Source organism: Citrobacter freundii complex sp. CFNIH2, assembly GCF_002880615.1.
In the GTDB taxonomy this organism is placed as follows: domain Bacteria; phylum Pseudomonadota; class Gammaproteobacteria; order Enterobacterales; family Enterobacteriaceae; genus Citrobacter_A; species Citrobacter_A amalonaticus_F.
In genome coordinates, this window is the sequence record NZ_CP025757.1 from 476,817 (window position 1) to 494,941 (window position 18,125).

Sequence of the window (18,125 nt, forward strand, 5' to 3'; positions counted from 1 at the left end):
GCTTACCTGCCTGCGCAGGTCACTCTGATGCCTGAATAATAGGGCAGGTGGCGTCTGTTGTGAATCCGCGCGTCGGTGCTTTACCATTTCAGCGCGTGTGGCTGTGAAACCCAATCGACAAATTCGTCGAGCGGCAGCGGGCGGCTAATCCAGTAGCCCTGAAGGAAGCGAACCCCGCGTTCATGTAGCCATTTTGCCTGCTCAGGCGTTTCCACCCCTTCGGCTACCGTCATCATATTGAGGCGTTTAGCGAGTGTCAGCACCGCATCCAGCACCGGCGAGGTGACGGTTTCTGTACCAATGGCGTTAATAAAACCGCGATCGATTTTCAGATAATCCAGGGTGTAGCGTTCCAGATAAATCAGCGCGCTGTGGCCGGTACCGAAGTCGTCTATCGCAATTTCGAAGCCTGCGGCGTGCAGCCACTCAAATAACTGTGACGCTTCATGCTGCTGAAGCATGTCGCGTTCAGTAATTTCCAGCACGATCTGGAAGTGGTTGGGTGGCATCGCGGCGACTAACTGACGAACGTCGTCTTTAAAACTGTTGCTGTGCAGGTGGTCAGGCGCAATATTAATACCGTACTTAGCGCCGACCGGAAGGACTTTTTGCAGCGTAGGGGCGTCCCGCGCCACCAGCTTAAACAGATGCTGGGTCAGTGGCACAATCATGTGCTGGGCCTCAGCGTAATGAATAAACGCATCAGGCGGGATTTCTCCTGCAGTTGGATGTTTCCAGCGTAGCAACACTTCCAGCCCGGTGACCTTCAGCGATTGCGTATCCACGACGGGTTGATAGACGACATAGAACTGATCGCGTTTGATCCCGGTGAGGATCTCTTTTCCGGGCCGCAGGCGAATGCTCATGACGTAGTAGCAGAGTAAACCCGCAATGATGCCCCCCATCCCGCCGAGAAGCAGAGCGTACCATAAGTCGGGCCAGGTCCAGTTGGTTGCGTATAGCCTGATCGTCACCGGAACACCGTTGATTTTTGCTTCGCGCTCCGGTGAACCGTCGAGTTCATCAACGGTGAGCAGATGGTCGGAAAAGGTCGACAAGACGGTGTTGCCGACGATGATGGCAATCCCGTCAAAGTCTTCCTGGCGGGCGGTATAGAGCAGATACGGCGTAAGATTGATATTCAGGGAGGTGAAAACGCCGCTATTCACCATCAGGGGATTACGATACCAAATCACCATTGCGGGTTTATTGGGCATCATCGGCGTTCCCGGGATAATCGCCATATCGATATCTTTACCAATATCGAGGCTGGGGACCAGTTCAGTCAGCAGCGCATCCATGCCCCCGGTTGCTGATGAGCAAAAGGCTTTCTTATCCTTGACCAGCAAAAAGGCACGAACGTTCAGGCTAAAGGCAGCACGGGAAGTGAGCTCTGCGCCGACTTGTTTACAGGTATTTAAAGTCAACGGCTGGAGAATGTCGGCAGTACTTTTGAGATCGGCAAAATAGCTAACCAGGTAATGCTGAATGTCAGAAACCAGCGTGTCGTATTTAACTTCCCGCTTATGCCACGCCATCACGAATTGTAGGCTACTGATAACAATAGCAACGACAACCCCGGTAATCAGGCAGGTAAGCACGATTTTTCGACCAGTCGTTAAGGCGTGTGTGAACATGATGCCTGGCTTTACCCTGAGATTGCGATGATGATAAATGTGATGGAATAACAAGACTATAGCCTGGATTGATTCAGCGAGTCATGCTTTTCCACAGGGACAAAAAGGGAATCAAAAAAAAAGCACCGCCGAAGCGATGCTTTTCGTCTGTCTCGTCAGGGTCGCCAAGGGATAGCAACCAAACGATTAACTGCGGCTCAGAACCCGACGCGCTTCGTTATAGCGCTTCTTCCAGTATGGCTCGTTCATGCTGGAGATGATAACACCGCTGCTGGTAGAGGCATGAACAAACTGGTTGTTGCCAATGTAGATACCAACATGACGGCCCGTCGAACCTGCGCGGAACAGAACCAGATCGCCGGTACGCAGATTAGTGCGTGAAACGGACTTACCGGTTTCCTGTTGCTCGTAGGTGGAGCGTGGGAGTTCTAAACCAAACTGTTCACGGAATGTACGCTGTACAAAGCTGGAACAATCAATACCTTTTTTGGAGTTGCCGCCGAGACGATAGCGCACGCCTTTCCAGTCAGCATACTGATCCATAATCCGCGATTTAACATCGAGGTTACGTACCATACTCTCAAATTCATCCTGAGAAGCTTGCAGTGAGGAAGCTTCTTGATTCACACCAAGCGTCTCAGAATGCGTGTTCTTTGCGGTGTTTGTGGTAGTGCTACATGCAGAAAGCAGTACCGCGACTGCTATCGCGGGAATCCCGCGCAAGATATATCTCAAGATCGGTTGAGATTTGACCATTTTGTTTGTTTTCCCTTGAAGTCCTTAACGATAAATATCGTTATAAAAAATGCCAAACGTGACGAGACTAATTACCTGCGCACAATGAGACAATTCTTTAAGCGCAAAACTGTGGCAGAACGCACAAATTTATTCGCGAAGAGAATAATAACCCAGCGAGGCAAAACGAGTTCGAGGTTACCCGATCGTTACAGGCTTGGCGAGTGATTTTATCTGAATTTTAATAAGAAAATGTGATACAGAAAGTGAATAAACGGGATTGGTCAATTTAAGCGCAAAATGGCGGAAAAACAGGCAACTTATTCATTCTCAAGGGTAATGTTATGACTAAATAATGACGATGAGATGAATAATTTATCTTAACGCATCATCAGGGCGTAAGAATAAACCCTGATGATGTTAATAACTGTGAGTTATTTGTTTAAGATTTGTTTGTTTTTGCCAGGAAGATAATTGTCGAAAAGCGCGATAAGACGATCGCTTAACGGGGTCAGGAGACACCAGGGCAGGCCAATTAGAACCACGGTTAATGATCCTACTGCGATATCGGTGAACCAGTGGGCGCCGATCATGACGCGCGGAAAAGCAAAAACCACAACAATAATAAGGCCGATAAACCCTGCGGCTTTTCCGAAATAGCGCAGCATAAATGCGGCGAAAATAAGCAGCATCATCCCATGATCGCCAGGGAAACTGTCTTTGGATGCATCCTTCGTCGAAATATGCAGCAATTCGCTGACGCGATAAATATTCGTGAAACTGAGCGTCGGACTTGCGCGTTTGACGGGCAGCAGCGCCTGACCGGCCTGGTTCAGAACCACGGCGGTAAGCAGCATCACCAGACCGATGATGACAATACGTCGGCGGCCTGCGGGCGTCTCTTTCAGCCAGAAACTCAACATCAGACAACCCATCGCCAACAGAGAACAGGCATCAAACGCCCGATTATTGGTGATGGCGACCAGCCACAGGAAGGCCTGGCTCTCTACCAGTTTCTGGTTAAAGAAGTGGAAAATGCCGGCGTCAACCGGGAACCAGAATCCATGATTCACGGGCATATACCAGCTCATGAATAAAGCCAGACCGGCAACATTCAGCAGAAGTATCAGTGGTAACCGGATTTTCATATTTAACGTGTTCACTGTTCAATAAATCGCAGGCAACCTTACGCGTGTTCAGCTAAACGAAGCTTCAACAATGCGCTCTGCAACGTATTCCAGTCTGCCTCGGTACTGGAAATCAGTTCAATACGACTGTCCGGCGGCGCGACGTTCTGCGTTTCAATGTGCAGATCCTCGCCCTGGCGATTAATGCGCACGAGGCCTTCCGGAATACGCATGACTCCCTTCACCCGGCCAACCGGCGCCAGTCGCGCCCATTCCAGCAGTCCGATGGTGTCAAAGACCGTATCGGCATCAAAAATCCAGCCGCAGGCCTGATGCCCTTGGCCGCTGTTCAGGCTGCGACGCCAGCGTTGTTGAGTTGGCAGGCTCAGCGCCGCCAATCCTCGCTGTTCTGGATGGCTGTGCGAATGCGCAGCGCTGGTGGGCAATTCGGCCAGATTCAGACGCGGTAAATCGAGTAACTGTCCGTCAATCTGACCGTGAGCGGCCTGCACCAACTGACGGTTGCCGCCAAACTGTTGCCACCAGGTTTGCAGCGCGCGTTCACTTTCCGTAGTCGCACGATCGGTTTTATTCGCCACGATGATATCTGCAGCAGCTAACTGATCGCGGAAGTTCTCATTGGTGACGCTTTTTTCATCCAGCAATCCGCGTGGGTCAAGAATGCACAACGTGGCGCGCAGGTCGATCCAGGGCTCATACACCGGTGCGGTGAGGAGGGAGAGGATCTGTTTCGGGTGCCCCAGTCCAGTTGGTTCGATCAGCAGGCGGTCGGGTTTCCCCTGTCGCAACAGAGTATTCAGTCCAACCTGCATGGGCAGGCCGTTCACGCAGCACATGCAGCCGCCAGGGATCTCTTTGAGCAACGCGCCGCTATCAGCAAGCAGAGCGCCGTCAATGCCGACCTCACCGAACTCATTGACCAGTACCGCCCATTTTTCGGCGGGGTCTTTATGTGCTAACAGATGAAGGATCGAAGTGGTTTTTCCGCTGCCGAGGAAACCAGTGATGAGGTTAGTTTTGGTCACGCCTGCTCCAGAATAATGTACCGTAACGGTTTCCATTAATCCTGGCGAAAAAAAGTGAAAAAGAGAAGGGCGGGGCGAACGAAGACGGTCTCCGTCCGCCTTAATGGCAGAAATTGTTAACTTTTTAACGTATCAATCACCGCCTGATGTGCACCGTGTTGCGCGATACGCTGCCAGGCCGCTTCAATCGCCTGGACAAAAACAGGATTGTGCGGGAGGTCGTTGCCAAAAATTTCCGATAAGGAGAGCAGTGCCGACACGCGCTGATCTTCATGATGGGTGGCCACGATAGCGCGGATTTTATCATTCAGCGGGTCGCGAACGTCGATGGTCACACCGGCGTCATCGACGCCGCTGACGTAGCGCATCCATCCCGCCACGCCCAGCGCCAGTAATGGCCATGCACTTTCGCGCGCCAGATGAAGGTGAATACCCGCCAGCATCCGCTGAGGCAGCTTCTGACTGCCGTCCATCGCGATTTGCCAGGTTTTATGCTTCAGTGCCGGATTCGCAAAGCGTTCAATCAGGCTTTGCGCGTAGCCGGTCAAATCCACGTCAGTAATAGTCAGCGTCGGCGCCTGTTCATCCATCATCAGTCGGTACGCGGCTTCGCGGAACGCGCTGTCCTGCATGCACTCATTAATATGCTGAAATCCGGAAAGATAACCGAGATACGCGAGAAACGAGTGGCTGCCATTAAGCATCCGCAATTTCATCTCTTCCCAGGGACGCACATCGCTGACCATCTGCACGCCAGCCGCTTCCCATGCGGGACGACCGGCGACAAAGTGGTCTTCAACCACCCATTGAATGAACGGTTCACAGCTGATGGCGCAAGGATCGGTCACGCCCAGTTCGCGGGTGATTTCAGCCAGAGAGTCTTCCGTGGCGGCCGGAACAATGCGGTCGACCATCGTGGCAGGAAAGCTGACGTGCTCGCGGATCCAGTCTGCCAGCGCGGGAGAGCGTTTTTCCGCCATCCCTAGCACGGCGTTCTTCACCACGTGGCCGTTATCAGGAATGTTATCGCAGGAGAGTACAGTGAAAGGTGCCAGGCCGCGTGCCTGTCGACGCGACAGCGCTTCCACCAGAATACCCGGTGCTGAATGGGGTTCATCAGGCGATTGCAGGTCGTGAATAATGCGCGGATTTGTCAGGTCCAGCGCGCCGGTTGCCGGATCGATGCAATACCCTTTTTCGGTGATAGTCAGCGAGACAATCGCCACCTGAGGTTCGCAGAACTTTTCGATAATGGCGACGAGCGAATCGAGTTTCGCATTCAGGCATTCGTTGACGGCACCGACGATAATCGCCTGATTGCCGTCTGCGCCTTTTTCCAGCACGGAGTATAAATGATCCTGTTCGCGGAGTTGACGCATCAACGTGTCGCCGCTGAACAGGCTGATTTCACAAATTCCCCAATCTCCGCCCTGGGCATTCAGCACCCGATCGGTCAGTAATGCCTGATGCGCACGATGAAAGGCGCCAAAACCGAAATGCACCATGCGGGTTTTCAGCTGCTGGCGGTCATAGCGTGGCGTTTGTACGCCATCCGGCAATATTGCTGAGGCAATTGTAGTCATTTATTACACACCTGATTAACCATAAATTAACAACGGCAGTGTAAAGTTATATGACAACAAATTAAATTGGTAAGCCGAATTTATCCGGGTAATGTGAGCTGGATCAATCAATCACGCCCCTTTTATTGATCAGTGCGCAGAAGCCTGTATGGTAGTCGTCATTCAGGTAAACTAATTTGGTATAACAACTTTGTGAGGTAAAGCAATGGAACAAACCTGGCGTTGGTACGGGCCTAACGATCCGGTATCGCTTGATGATGTGCGTCAGGCTGGCGCAACGGGCGTTGTGACAGCATTGCACCACATTCCGAACGGCGAAGTATGGCCGGTCGACGAGATTAAAAAACGTCAGGCGATTCTGGCGGAAAAAGGATTAACCTGGTCGGTCGTCGAAAGTATTCCGGTTCATGAAGAGATCAAGACCCGCTCCGGTCAGTATCAGACATGGATCGCGAATTATCAGCAGAGCATCCGCAATCTGGCGGCCTGCGGCATCGACACCGTCTGCTATAACTTCATGCCGATTCTGGACTGGACGCGTACCGATCTCGAGTTCGAATTGCCGGACGGCTCGAAAGCGCTGCGTTTCGATCAAATAGCCTTCGCCGCTTTTGAGTTACATATCCTCAAACGTGCGGGCGCGGAAGCAGACTATAGCGAAGAAGAACAGCGTCAGGCGCTGGCTTATTTCAATGCTATGAGCGACGCGGATATCGAAAAACTGACCCGTAATATCATTGCCGGTCTGCCTGGCGCGGAAGAGGGTTATACGCTCGATCAGTTCCGTGCGCGTCTGGCCGAGTATGACGGCATCAGCAAAGACGATCTGCGTGACAATATGGCCGTGTTCCTGCGTGCGATTGTACCGGTGGCTGAAGAGGTTGGCGTGCGTCTGGCGGTGCATCCTGACGATCCGCCGCGCCCGATTCTCGGGTTACCACGCATTGTCTCCACCATTGAAGATATGCAGTGGCTGAAAGAGACCGTCGACAGCATCTACAACGGTTTCACCATGTGCACAGGCTCTTACGGCGTTCGTGCGGATAACGATCTGGTGAAAATGATTGAAACCTTTGGCGATCGTATCCACTTTACCCACCTGCGCTCGACGTGCCGCGAAGCGAATCCGAAAACCTTCCATGAAGGCGCGCATCTGCAGGGTGATGTGAATATGGTGGCGGTGGTGACGGCGATTCTGACCGAAGAGCAGCGCCGCAAGAAGGCGGGGGATTTGCGTCCGATTCCGATGCGTCCCGATCACGGTCATCAGATGCTGGACGATCTGCATAAGAAAACTAATCCGGGTTATTCCGCGATTGGCCGTCTGAAAGGGCTGGCGGAAGTGCGCGGTGTTGAACTGGCGCTGAAAATGACCCAGTTCCGCGACCTGCTGTAATGGTTGATGAAGGGGCGAGTTTATCGCCCCTTATCGCTCACTAAAGCGGTAATAATGCCCGCATTTCCTGCTCAAGAACGCTCAGTACTTTTCTGAGTTGTTGCACCTGTAACCCGCCAAAACCGAAGAACATCACCCCATCCTGATTATTTTTCCGCCATGGCGTTTCTGAGCCGTTTTCAATTTCCTGCAATGTATCAAACCGTACGCCGGCCAGCAGGCAGCGCTGGCGCAATTGCGTCACGCGATCCTGCGACCAGGGCAGACGCAGGGAGAGATGCAATCCGGCACAAGCGCCGTCGATCTCGCCTTCCGTGAATAAAGAGGAGAGGCCATCCCGCAATAAGGTGAGACGCAGTGCATAGTCGCAGGCCAGTTTGCTGAGATGGGTATAGAACACCTGATTTTGCATCAAATCGGCCAGAAACTGCTGCAACAACCACTGACTGCCGTTGTTATTGAGTGCTTTGATCGTATGCAGGGTTGGAAGAAGTTCATCCGGACAGATCAGATAACCCAGTCGAGCACCTGGACCAAGCGTTTTGGAAAAGGTCCCCATGTAGATGACCCGATCGTGAAAATCCATCGTTTTCAGCGGCGGTAAGGGATTTTCTCCATAGGAAAATGCTGAGTCATAATCATCCTCGATGATATAAGCCCCGACACGTAAGGCCCAGGTCAGCAGTATCTTACGTCGTTCGAGCGAAAGTGTGCCGCCCATCGGATATTGATGTGCGGGTGTGACATAACACAGTTGCGTATCGCTCTCAGGCAGTTTATCTGTACAAAGACCGTTTTTATCCACTTCAATTGCGGTAACAGTGGCACCATGATAATTAAACAGATGCCACGCACCAGAATAGCAAGGTGACTCGGTCACAATGTGACATTTCTTTTTATGACGAATTGTGTAATGTGTAATAAATATCTGACTGAGAAGAGAGAGTCCCTCCTGAATGCCATTGGTAATAATGATGCTTTCTGGATTGCAATTAATCCCTCTTGATAAATTCAGATAACGAACGACCTGCTCACGGAGAGAAAGCAATCCATTTGGTGAATGATATTGGGTAAATAATTGTTCCTTGAGTGCCGTGGGTGCATTATTCCATTTTCGCCAACTAGACCATGGAAACGCATTCGGATCCGGGATGCCCAAACGACAGTAATATTCCCGACTGGCCTCAGCATAAACATCCGTTGAGATCCCTGCAGGCTCAGGCTTCGCAGGAGGAGAACCCGTGTCAGAAATGGCATGAAAAGGGATATTCCGCATAGGCGTCGCGAACACGACCTCATAGCCTATACCCTGCCGACTCTTGATCAATCCTGCGCTGACAAGTTTTTCGTACGCCATGACGACCGTAATCTTCGCCACGTTTAATCTCTGGGCTAGCTCGCGTATTGACGGAAGTTTATCGCCACGGAGAACATCGCCATGCTGGATTGCCTGGAAATAATACTGAAAAATTTGTAGTTGCAAAGGGAGATGGCTTTCTCTGTCCAGAGGTAACGTTAGCATGAGGAAATCCTTGTTTGAGCATTGATAATACATTATGCGTTTTCCTTTCGCCTTATTTTGATGTTCCTCATAGACGATGGGCTGTTCCTATTCTCTGAGGCGGGTGTCACTATTATTACGATTTAATATCCCTTAGCGTTCCGTAATTAAAATAACGGAGGCCGCTATGTCGAGGATTAGGAAAAATGCCCTTTGGTATGTATTAGGAGGCGCGATAGCAATGGCGCTTGTCCTGTGGGGAACGTGGCAAGGCGTTCATTACACCAGCAGTACCGAATTTTGTGTATCGTGCCATTCGATGCGCACGGTCGGCCAAGAATACGAGAGCAGTATTCACTTCCGTAATGCTTCAGGGGTACGTGCAGAATGCAAAGATTGTCATATTCCGCCGGGCGTTATCCCCACCCTTGAGCGCAAGACGGAAGCATTAAGCGATCTGTACCACACCTTTATCTCACCCTCTATCGACACGCCTGAAAAATTGAGCCAGAAGCGTGCAGAACTGGCACAGCGGGAGTGGACGAGAATGAGTGCCAACCATTCCGCAGCGTGTAAATCCTGCCACAGCTATGACGCCATGGATCACGCAAAACAGTCATCCAACGCGATGGCGCAAATGACCGCTGCGGCGGCAAAAGACAGTAACTGCATTGATTGTCATAAGGGGATCGCGCACCACAAGCCAGACATGAGCAGTGGTTTTCGCGAGCGCTATAAGCAATTGCAGAAGCAGGGAGAGCAATTCCCGGATGCGACCACGCTTTATTCGCTGACGGAAAAAGCGCTGACCGCCACGGCGGAGGAACCGGCAGGGAAAGCCCTGCTTTTTCCGGCGACCGAAGTCAGGATCCTCAAAAAAGTGGGCAATCAGGTGCAACTTGAGCTGACGGGTTGGCGAGAGAGTAAAGGGCGCGGGAGAGTGATTACACAGTACCGGGGAAAACGCGTGTTTTCTGCCGTCCTGGATGCCGCGCTGATGGCGAATGTCAAAATCCTGCAGACCCAAACCGACCCCGATTCTCATGCGGAGTGGCAGCAGGTCAGCATCACGGCCTGGACTTCTGCAGATGGGCTTATCGATCGCATCGACCCCGTCTGGCAATACACCGATCAGATGTTGCAATCCACCTGTAGCGCATGCCACAGCACGCCACCGACCGACCGTTATACCGCTAATGGCTGGATCGCCGGGTTGAAAGCGATGTCCAGCTATTACCGGCTCAATCCGGTAGAGGAACGGACGCTGTTGAAATACCTCCAGACACATGCCAGCGACGTATCGGCAACCACAGATAAATGAGGATAACGTATGGATAGTTACGATTTTAATCCGGCACGACGCCGTTTCTTGACCGGCATGCTGGCCGTCGGTGCCGCCAGTGCATTAGGGCCAAATCCACTCATCAAAAAAGTCTGGGCGGCAGGTGAAAACCCGCAGCAGTGGATCCAGTCCGGTTCGCATTTTGGCGCGTTTGAAGCGCGGGTAGAGAACGGTGAGTGGGTTGAAACTCGCCCCTTTAAACATGATAAATACCCCTGCGATATGCTTAATGCCGTGCGTGAAGTGGTCTACAACCCCTCCCGAGTCCGTTATCCGATGGTTCGGCTGGACTGGCTGCGTAAGCGTGAGAAATCAGATCGCAGCCAGCGCGGGAATAATCGCTTTGTCCGTGTGAGCTGGGATCAGGCGCTGGACCTGTTTTATGAAGAGCTGGAGCGAGTACAAAAAACGTATGGATCCTCTGGTGTATTTACCGGGCTGGCCGACTGGCAGATGGTGGGAAAATACCACAAAGCGGGCGGAGCGATGGATCGTGGGCTGGGGTTGCACGGCAGTTACGTGACGACCGTCGGCGATTACTCGGCCGCAGCGGCACAGGTTATCCTGCCGCGTGTCATCGGTGCGCTGGAAGTTTACGAGCAGCAAACGTCATTGCCGCTGGTCATTGAACACACGGATACCATCGTGCTGTGGGGATGTGATCCGATTAAAAATTTACAGATCGAGTTCCTGGTTCCCGATCATGACGCTTTTGGCTACTGGCAGCAGATAAAAGAAGCCATCGTGCAGGGAAAAATGCGCGTTATCAGTGTGGATCCTGTTCGCAGTAAGTCGCAGAACTTCCTCAACTGTGAACAACTCGCGCTTCGGCCGCAAACTGATGTTGCCCTGTTGCTCGGGGTTGCGCATACCCTGTATGACGAGAAACGGTATGATGTCGGGTTTATCAATGACTACACTGTGGGTTTTGAGCAATTTATCCCTTATCTGACGGGGGAAACCGACAAGCAGCCGAAAAACGCCGAGTGGGCGGCGGAAATTTGTGGACTGACGGCAGATCAGATTCGTCAGTTTGCCCGTCAACTGGTGAAAGGGCGTACGCAGTTTATGGGGGGATGGTGCGCGCAGCGTATGCACCACGGCGAACAATATCCCTGGATGCTGGTGGTGCTTGCCAGCATGGTGGGGCAAATTGGTTTGCCGGGGGGAGGCGTGGGCTTTGGCTGGCACTACAACGGCGGTGGGACGGTCACATCTGCCGGTCCTGTATTGTCGGGGCTTGGCAGCATCAACAATCCGCCAGCGGCGAAATATCAGGCCGATTTCCGCGGCGCCTCGGAGCATATACCTACCTCACGTATTGTTGACTGCCTGCTGGACCCAGGGAAAGCCATCGCCTTTAACGGCGAAACGATCACATATCCGGACATTAAAATGGCGATTTACAGCGCCGCCAATCCTTTCCATGCGCAACAGGATCGTAACCGGATGATCGAGGCATGGAAGAAGCTGGAAACCGTGGTGGTGCTGGATCATCAATGGACGGCGTCCTGCCGGTTCGCCGATATTGTCTTGCCCGTGACGACGCGTTTTGAGCGCAACGATGTTGAACAGTTCGGCACGAACTCGAATAAAGGGCTGATGGCGCTGCATCAGGTGGTGAAACTGCAGTTCGAGGCGCGGCATGATTTTGATGTGTTCGCCGGGCTGTGTAAGCGTTTTGGTCAGGAAGCGGTTTACCGTGAAGGCCGTGATGAAATGCAGTGGATAAAAGCGATTTATGACGAAGGTGTAAAAATGGGAAGCTCGCTCGGCATCAACATGCCCGAGTTTGACACCTTCTGGCAGGGAGAGGGCTATTTCGAATACCCGGCCGGGAAACCCTGGGTTCGTCACAGTGAATTTCGCGATCAGCCCGATTTAAATCCATTGGGCACGCCTTCCGGTCTGATCGAAATTTACAGCAAAACGATCGCTGATTTTCAGTATCCGGACTGTCCGGGACACCCTGTCTGGATGGAGCCTTTCGAGCGCAGTCATCGCGATAGCAAAGATAACTATCCACTGCATCTGCAGTCTTGTCATCCTGACAAACGCCTTCATTCGCAGCTTTGTTCCAGCGATGCGTTTCGCCATACCTACGCAGTCGCGGGGAGAGAACCGCTGTACATCAGCGAACAGGATGCCACCGCGCGAGGCTTAAAGGCTGGCGATATTGCCCGTGTATTTAACGCGCGAGGCCAGATACTGGCTGGCGTGGTGATTAGCCCTGACTATGCACCTGGCGTCATTCGTATCCATGAAGGGGCATGGTATTCGCCGCTGGAAGGTGGAAAAGCGGGAACGCTTTGTACCTATGGTGATCCGAATGTGCTGAGTGCGGATATCGCCACGTCGCAACTGGCGCAAGGGCCTTCAGCGCATACGTTGCTGGTTGAGGTGGAGCGGTATACGGCGCACGTTCCGAACGTCACCGGATTTGGCGGGCCGGAAGAGATCAAAGAGGAGGGGGCGCATGCAGGCTGAAAATATCGTACAGCAACGGGCCTCGATATATCAGTGGTTCTCCCAACTGCTGTTTCAGGAACTGACGGAAGAGCAGCTTGTAGGGCTGGCGAGTCCTCAACACCGCGCCTGGATTGCATCGCTGGATTCTGTTCCAGGATTGTCGCGTGATGTTAAGCGTTTCGAGCATAGCCTGAATCAGGCGCTGCAGCGAGATTGCCGACAACAGGAACTGGCGGCGGATTTCGCGTCCTTATTCTTGCTTGCTCCGCCACAGGGGATTTCACCCTACGCCGGTCATTATCCGCATACGTCTGCGCCGCAGGAGCGCCGGCAGATGAATGGATTGCTGGTTGAATACGGGCTGGCTCCACGGGATAACGAAACGAGCGATCACGTTGCGGTGCAACTGGCCCTGATGGCAAGGATGGTTGAAAAAGACAAGCCCGTTTCTGTGCAGTATGGTTTCTTACACCACCACCTGCTGCGCTGGTTGTCGCTGTTTCGTGATGGTTGCCTGCAGAGGGATACGTTGGGGTTTTATGCCGAAGCGGTCAGCATCATTGTTGGTTTTATGTGCGAGGATGAGCGGTATCTGCAGTCGCTGCTGATGGAGGATTTTTATCGCAGCAGCCAGAGTTAGACATGAAAAGGGACAGCATTTGCTGTCCCTTCCGATATCGTTATCCTGGCTGGTGTTAATCCGCGCGGCCCATATAGCGGCGCTCTTCGATATGAATGCGGATTTTCTCACCGGCGCTCAGGTATTCTGGCACCTGAATAACCAGACCGGTGCTCAGCGTCGCGGGTTTGTTACGTGCACTGGCGGAAGCGCCTTTAATGCCTGGAGCGGTTTCTACGATTTCCAGATCTACCGTCTGCGGCAGTTCGAGCGCCAGCAACTGGCCGTCCCAGATCAGCACCTGCATATCCGGCATTCCGCCTTCCGGGATAAACAGCAGCTCTTCTTCGATCTGATCTTTGGTGAAGGTATAAGGCGTGTAGTCTTCTTTATCCATGAACACGTATTCGTTGCCATCGATATAGGAGAAGTCGACGCCACGGCGGCTCAGGGTCACGGTATCTACAATGTCGTCGCCCTTGAAACGTTCTTCCACTTTCAGACCGGTACGGACATCGGAGAAACGCATTTTGTACAGCGTAGCCGCGCCACGGGCGGACGGGGATTGAATATCGATATCTTTCACAATCAGCAGTTTGCCGTTGTAATTCAGTACCATACCTTTTTTGATTTCGTTCGCTCTTGGCATCGAAAAGATCCTGTTATAGAGATTCGCTAAATTATCGCGTCAAACTACTCGCGCCGGGCCATTCAGGCAAGTGGAATTCACCTTTAGCTGGTGCAAAAAAGGTGGTACTGTGCGCGCCTGTCCGGTGGTCACAATAAAGAGAGTCAGATGATGGAATGCCGTCCGGATTGTGGGGCGTGTTGTATTGCCCCTTCTATTTCCAGCCCCATCCCCGGCATGCCGCAGGGTAAACCGGCAAACGTCAGGTGCGTCCAGCTCTCGGATGACAACCTGTGCCGCCTCTTTGGCTCCAGTCTCCGCCCCAACGTCTGTCGCAGCCTCAAACCATCCCTGGAAATGTGCTTAACGAATCGCGACGAGGCGATGACCTGGCTTATTGATCTTGAAGCGCTGACCGCGCCCTAAACATCCTTAATGCGCGTCAGGCAGGCCATAGTGGCGATAATCATCACCAGCGCAAACCAGAAAACGGCATGGTAGTTCCAGATTTCAGCGGCAATGCCCGCCAGCGATCCGGCGATAATCCAGCCGACGCGGATGGTGTTGGTGTAGAGCGTGGTGGCGGAACCTGCCTGACCTGGCATCAGATCCTGAAAATAGAGCATACCGATGCCGCCGAGAATACCGATATAGATGGCATTCAGCAGTTGTAAACCCAGCAGCACAACAGGGGAGTGCGCGACCAGCATTCCGGCGTAAAAGCAAAAACCGGCAGCGACCGCAATGCACATCAGCAGACGTTTACCCAGACGTTTTGCGAAGTAGCCCGCAATCAACATTGTCGGGATCTCCAGCCCGGCCGCTGTCCCCATCATCACGCCCGCCAGTTTCTCCGGCAGGTGCAGTTCATTAATAATAAACAGCGGCATATTAATGATATACAGGCTGTTGGTACCCCACATTAAGGTACAAATGGCAAACAGCAGCAGGGTATCGCGACGGTTGCGACGCGGCGCTTCCAGCGTACCGGTCGCCAGCGCGGTCTCTTTGCGCATGGACGGTAAGAAAAACCATACCATTGCCCCGCAAACCACAAACGCCACCGCGGCACTGAGGTACATCACCGTAAAGCTGAAGCCCATTGCCAGCGCGTAAGCCAGCGGCGGGCCGATCACCCACGCGAGTGAAACCTGGGCGCGCAGTATGGAGCTGAACATCACCGCTTCACGGCCTGTGCGGTCAGCATGTTCACGGGCCAGGGCAAACATTTGTGGGTTGGCGGTCGAACCAAAACTGCTGAGAAACACCCCGACAAACAGCAAAATAAAGTAGTTACGATTCCAGGCAAATAACACGCACGCCAGCATGCCCAGCGCACAGCAAAAGACGATCAGCTTTTTGCGATCGCCTTTTTTATCTGAACGCCCCGCCAGAAACTGACTCACCAGGATGCCGATCACTGCACTGCCGGTAAAAAAGAAACCGACCATTGCTGGGCGCGCATGGACTTCATCGGTCAGAAAAAGGCTCAGCGTAGGGGTCTGTAGCGCACCGGCGATACCGGTGAGAAAGGCGACAATAAGGAAAGCCGTAGACGTCAGGTCAAACGCTTTTGGCGAGGCGGCAGCGGGGGTATTGTGCATGTTCGGATATCAGTAGTGTGACGAGACGCGGAGTTTACGCCGCTTAGTGAGAAATAAACAGATGACCAAATCAAAATCGCCACGAAAAATCAAAATGGCATTTCACTCTGTCAATGTTGTTAGCTGACGCTGCTGAACCTTAAGCAAAATAGCGCTGATTTGACTTCAGCAACATACCGCCTGTGAGGCAAAAATGTGCATTGCTTCTAAATTTTGCGATCAAAAATGCAACTTTACTTGCGTGCTGATGCAGAAAGCGCAAGACTCCTTGAAACGTTTCAGCGCTGTCGAGTTTCAGTTGAGTGAACCGTATAGCGTCTTTTTTCTCATGTAAGCTGAATCGTTTCAATTCAGCAGGAGAGGAGAACCATGTTTCAGTTATCCGTTCAGGACATTCATCCGGGCGAGCAGGCCGGAGACAAACAGGAAGCCATCCGTCAGGTTGCCGCTGCGTTAGTGCAGGCTGGTAACGTTGCGGACGGCTACGTAGACGGCATGCTGGCTCGCGAGCAGCAGACGTCCACTTTTCTCGGCAACGGGATTGCGATTCCGCACGGCACCACCGACACCCGCGATCAGGTGCTGAAAACCGGCGTTCAGGTTTTTCAGTTCCCGCAGGGCGTAACCTGGGGTGATGGTCAGGTGGCTTATGTGGCGATTGGTATCGCCGCCAGCTCCGATGAGCACCTGGGCTTGCTGCGTCAGCTGACGCACGTGCTGAGCGATGACTCCGTGGCTGAACAGCTTAAGTCAGCGACCACGGCTGAAGAACTGCGTGCGTTGTTGATGGGCGAAAAGCAGAGTGAGCAGCTGAAGCTCGACAACGACACGCTGATGCTGGATGTCGTCGCGACCGATTTAGTGACGTTGCAGGCGCTGAACGCGGCGCGTCTGAAAGAGGCTGGCGCAGTAGATGCGGCGTTTGTCGCGAAGGTAATTAACGAACAGCCGATGAACCTGGGTCAGGGGATTTGGTTGAGCGACAGTGCTGAAGGCAACCTGCGCAGCGCCGTGGCGGTGAGTCGCGCGGCAAATGCTTTTGACGTACAGGGCGAAAAAGCGGCACTGCTGGTGACCGTTGCCATGGCTGACGACCAGCCCGTCGCAGTGCTGAAGCGCCTGGGCGATCTGCTGCTGGAGACCAAAGCTGACCGTCTGCTGAACGCCGACGCGGCGACCGTTCTGGCGCTGCTGACCAGCGATGACGCACTGACTGATGATGTGCTGAACGCCGAGTTTGTGGTTCGCAATGAACACGGCCTGCATGCCCGTCCGGGGACCATGCTGGTCAATACGATTAAACAATTCAACAGTGAAATTACCGTGGCAAACCTTGATGGAACCGGCAAACCGGCAAATGGACGTAGTCTGATGAAAGTGGTGGCGCTGGGCGTGAAGAAAGGACATCGTCTGCGCTTTACGGCGCAGGGGGCTGATGCTGAACAGGCGCTGAAAGCGATTGGCGATGCCATCGCTGCCGGTCTTGGGGAGGGCGCGTAATGAGCAGACGTGTTGCGACCATCACGCTAAACCCGGCCTACGATCTGGTGGGGTTCTGTCCTGAAATTGAGCGTGGTGAAGTTAACCTGGTGAAAACGACCGGTCTGCATGCGGCGGGGAAAGGGATCAACGTAGCCAAAGTGCTGAAGGATCTCGGGATCGACGTGACGGTCGGCGGTTTCCTCGGCAAAGATAACCAGGACGGTTTTCAGCAGTTGTTCAGCGAACTGGGCATTGCTAACCGTTTTCAGGTGGTGCAGGGGCGTACCCGCATCAACGTTAAGCTGACGGAAAAAGATGGTGAAGTCACCGACTTCAACTTCTCTGGTTTTGAGGTCACGCCTGCAGACTGGGAGCGTTTTGTTAATGATTCCCTGAGCTGGTTGGGTCAGTTCGACATGGTGTGCGTCAGCGGCAGTCTGCCATCCGGTGTGAGTCCGGAAGCATTCACCGACTGGATGACGCGCCTGCGCAGTCAGTGTCCATGCATTATCTTTGATAGTAGTCGTGAAGCCTTGGTTGCGGGACTGAAAGCCGCGCCGTGGCTGGTGAAACCGAACCGCCGTGAACTGGAAATCTGGGCCGGTCGCAAACTGCCAGAAATGAAAGATGTGATTGAGGCGGCGCATGCGTTACGTGAACAGGGTATCGCACATGTGGTGATCTCCCTGGGGGCAGAAGGCGCGCTGTGGGTGAACGCCTCGGGAGAATGGCTCGCTAAACCGCCTTCGGTTGACGTGGTCAGCACCGTGGGCGCCGGGGATTCGATGGTTGGCGGCCTGATTTACGGTCTGCTGATGCGCGAATCCAGCGAACATACGCTGCGTCTGGCGACAGCCGTCGCTGCGCTGGCAGTCAGTCAGAGCAATGTGGGTATTACCGATCGTCCTCAGTTGGCCGCAATGATGGCGCGTGTCGACTTACAACCGTTTAACTGA

15 protein-coding genes are annotated in these 18,125 nt (G+C 53.1%); 7 read left to right on the forward strand and 8 right to left on the reverse strand.

The window, feature by feature from the left end:
* Nucleotides 1–80: 80 nt before the first annotated feature.
* The 5 genes from WM46_RS02300 to WM46_RS02325 form a co-directional block, all read right to left on the reverse strand.
* Nucleotides 81–1,637, reverse strand: coding sequence for a cyclic di-GMP phosphodiesterase (locus WM46_RS02300; protein ID WP_102601302.1), 1,557 nt, complete (start codon nt 1,635–1,637; stop codon nt 81–83).
* A gap of 186 nt (nt 1,638–1,823) precedes the next feature.
* Entirely contained in the window at nt 1,824–2,393 is a 570-nt protein-coding gene (mepS, locus tag WM46_RS02305; protein ID WP_043000104.1) for a bifunctional murein DD-endopeptidase/murein LD-carboxypeptidase, read from the reverse strand.
* Nucleotides 2,394–2,806: 413 nt separating this feature from the next.
* Nucleotides 2,807–3,520 carry a phosphatase PAP2 family protein gene (locus WM46_RS02315; RefSeq protein WP_102601303.1) on the reverse strand — a complete coding sequence of 238 codons (714 nt, stop codon included), beginning with the start codon at nt 3,518–3,520 and terminating at the stop codon, nt 2,807–2,809.
* A 38-nt stretch (nt 3,521–3,558) separates the two neighbouring features.
* Complete coding sequence (locus tag WM46_RS02320) at nt 3,559–4,545, reverse strand: CobW family GTP-binding protein (protein ID WP_102603760.1); 987 nt, start codon at nt 4,543–4,545, stop codon at nt 3,559–3,561.
* A 116-nt stretch (nt 4,546–4,661) separates the two neighbouring features.
* Nucleotides 4,662–6,128: a mannitol dehydrogenase family protein gene (locus WM46_RS02325; protein ID WP_102601304.1), complete on the reverse strand. Its 1,467-nt coding sequence runs from the start codon at nt 6,126–6,128 to the stop codon at nt 4,662–4,664.
* Nucleotides 6,129–6,333: 205 nt separating this feature from the next.
* Between WM46_RS02325 and uxuA the strand changes: the two genes are divergently transcribed.
* A complete protein-coding gene (uxuA, locus tag WM46_RS02330; protein WP_061074728.1) occupies nt 6,334–7,524 on the forward strand; it encodes a mannonate dehydratase in 1,191 nt (396 codons plus the stop codon).
* A gap of 40 nt (nt 7,525–7,564) precedes the next feature.
* Here uxuA and WM46_RS02335 read toward each other — a convergent pair whose 3' ends face one another.
* Nucleotides 7,565–9,046, reverse strand: a complete 1,482-nt coding sequence (locus WM46_RS02335) for a PLP-dependent aminotransferase family protein (protein WP_102601305.1) — start codon at nt 9,044–9,046, stop codon at nt 7,565–7,567.
* Between the two features lie 166 nt (nt 9,047–9,212).
* On the opposite strand from WM46_RS02335, the gene torC reads away from it, so the two are divergent.
* From torC to torD, 3 genes are read left to right on the forward strand one after another with little or no spacing between them, the layout of a single operon-like run.
* The gene (torC, locus tag WM46_RS02340; RefSeq protein ID WP_102601306.1) at nt 9,213–10,346 is read left to right on the forward strand and encodes a pentaheme c-type cytochrome TorC; all 1,134 of its coding nucleotides are present in this window, start codon (nt 9,213–9,215) and stop codon (nt 10,344–10,346) included.
* Between the two features lie 9 nt (nt 10,347–10,355).
* Nucleotides 10,356–12,854, forward strand: a complete 2,499-nt coding sequence (gene torA / locus WM46_RS02345; RefSeq protein ID WP_102601307.1) for a trimethylamine-N-oxide reductase TorA — start codon at nt 10,356–10,358, stop codon at nt 12,852–12,854.
* The gene (gene torD, locus WM46_RS02350; RefSeq protein WP_102601308.1) at nt 12,844–13,476 is read left to right on the forward strand and encodes a molecular chaperone TorD; all 633 of its coding nucleotides are present in this window, start codon (nt 12,844–12,846) and stop codon (nt 13,474–13,476) included. Before torA ends, torD begins: the two co-directional genes overlap by 11 nt.
* Before the next feature lie 55 nt (nt 13,477–13,531).
* Here the strand turns inward: torD and yeiP are convergent, their stop codons facing one another.
* The gene (gene yeiP / locus WM46_RS02355) at nt 13,532–14,104 is read right to left on the reverse strand and encodes an elongation factor P-like protein YeiP (RefSeq protein ID WP_061074723.1); all 573 of its coding nucleotides are present in this window, start codon (nt 14,102–14,104) and stop codon (nt 13,532–13,534) included.
* Nucleotides 14,105–14,254: 150 nt separating this feature from the next.
* Here yeiP and WM46_RS02360 point away from each other — a divergent pair, with 150 nt between their 5' ends.
* Entirely contained in the window at nt 14,255–14,509 is a 255-nt protein-coding gene (locus WM46_RS02360) for a YkgJ family cysteine cluster protein (protein ID WP_061077904.1), read from the forward strand.
* Here the strand turns inward: WM46_RS02360 and setB are convergent.
* Nucleotides 14,506–15,687, reverse strand: a complete 1,182-nt coding sequence (gene setB, locus WM46_RS02365) for a sugar efflux transporter SetB (RefSeq protein WP_102601309.1) — start codon at nt 15,685–15,687, stop codon at nt 14,506–14,508. The genes WM46_RS02360 and setB overlap by 4 nt on opposite strands.
* A gap of 369 nt (nt 15,688–16,056) precedes the next feature.
* On the opposite strand from setB, the gene fruB reads away from it, so the two are divergent.
* The gene (gene fruB, locus WM46_RS02370; protein ID WP_102601310.1) at nt 16,057–17,187 is read left to right on the forward strand and encodes a fused PTS fructose transporter subunit IIA/HPr protein; all 1,131 of its coding nucleotides are present in this window, start codon (nt 16,057–16,059) and stop codon (nt 17,185–17,187) included.
* The gene (gene fruK, locus WM46_RS02375; protein WP_042317960.1) at nt 17,187–18,125 is read left to right on the forward strand and encodes a 1-phosphofructokinase; all 939 of its coding nucleotides are present in this window, start codon (nt 17,187–17,189) and stop codon (nt 18,123–18,125) included. The genes fruB and fruK overlap by 1 nt, the downstream gene beginning before the upstream one ends.

Bases quoted from the DNA above. Each gene is read 5' to 3' on its own strand.
- WM46_RS02315 (WP_102601303.1), bottom strand. From the start codon at position 3,520: ATGAAAATCCGGTTACCACTGATACTTCTGCTGAATGTTGCCGGTCTG.
- WM46_RS02360 (WP_061077904.1), top strand. From the start codon at position 14,255: ATGGAATGCCGTCCGGATTGTGGGGCGTGTTGTATTGCCCCTTCTATT.
- torD (WP_102601308.1), top strand. From the start codon at position 12,844: ATGCAGGCTGAAAATATCGTACAGCAACGGGCCTCGATATATCAGTGG.
- torA (WP_102601307.1), top strand. From the start codon at position 10,356: ATGGATAGTTACGATTTTAATCCGGCACGACGCCGTTTCTTGACCGGC.
- WM46_RS02300 (WP_102601302.1), bottom strand. From the start codon at position 1,637: ATGTTCACACACGCCTTAACGACTGGTCGAAAAATCGTGCTTACCTGC.
- setB (WP_102601309.1), bottom strand. From the start codon at position 15,687: ATGCACAATACCCCCGCTGCCGCCTCGCCAAAAGCGTTTGACCTGACG.
- WM46_RS02335 (WP_102601305.1), bottom strand. From the start codon at position 9,046: ATGCTAACGTTACCTCTGGACAGAGAAAGCCATCTCCCTTTGCAACTA.
- WM46_RS02325 (WP_102601304.1), bottom strand. From the start codon at position 6,128: ATGACTACAATTGCCTCAGCAATATTGCCGGATGGCGTACAAACGCCA.
- fruK (WP_042317960.1), top strand. From the start codon at position 17,187: ATGAGCAGACGTGTTGCGACCATCACGCTAAACCCGGCCTACGATCTG.
- yeiP (WP_061074723.1), bottom strand. From the start codon at position 14,104: ATGCCAAGAGCGAACGAAATCAAAAAAGGTATGGTACTGAATTACAAC.
- torC (WP_102601306.1), top strand. From the start codon at position 9,213: ATGTCGAGGATTAGGAAAAATGCCCTTTGGTATGTATTAGGAGGCGCG.
- fruB (WP_102601310.1), top strand. From the start codon at position 16,057: ATGTTTCAGTTATCCGTTCAGGACATTCATCCGGGCGAGCAGGCCGGA.
- mepS (WP_043000104.1), bottom strand. From the start codon at position 2,393: ATGGTCAAATCTCAACCGATCTTGAGATATATCTTGCGCGGGATTCCC.
- uxuA (WP_061074728.1), top strand. From the start codon at position 6,334: ATGGAACAAACCTGGCGTTGGTACGGGCCTAACGATCCGGTATCGCTT.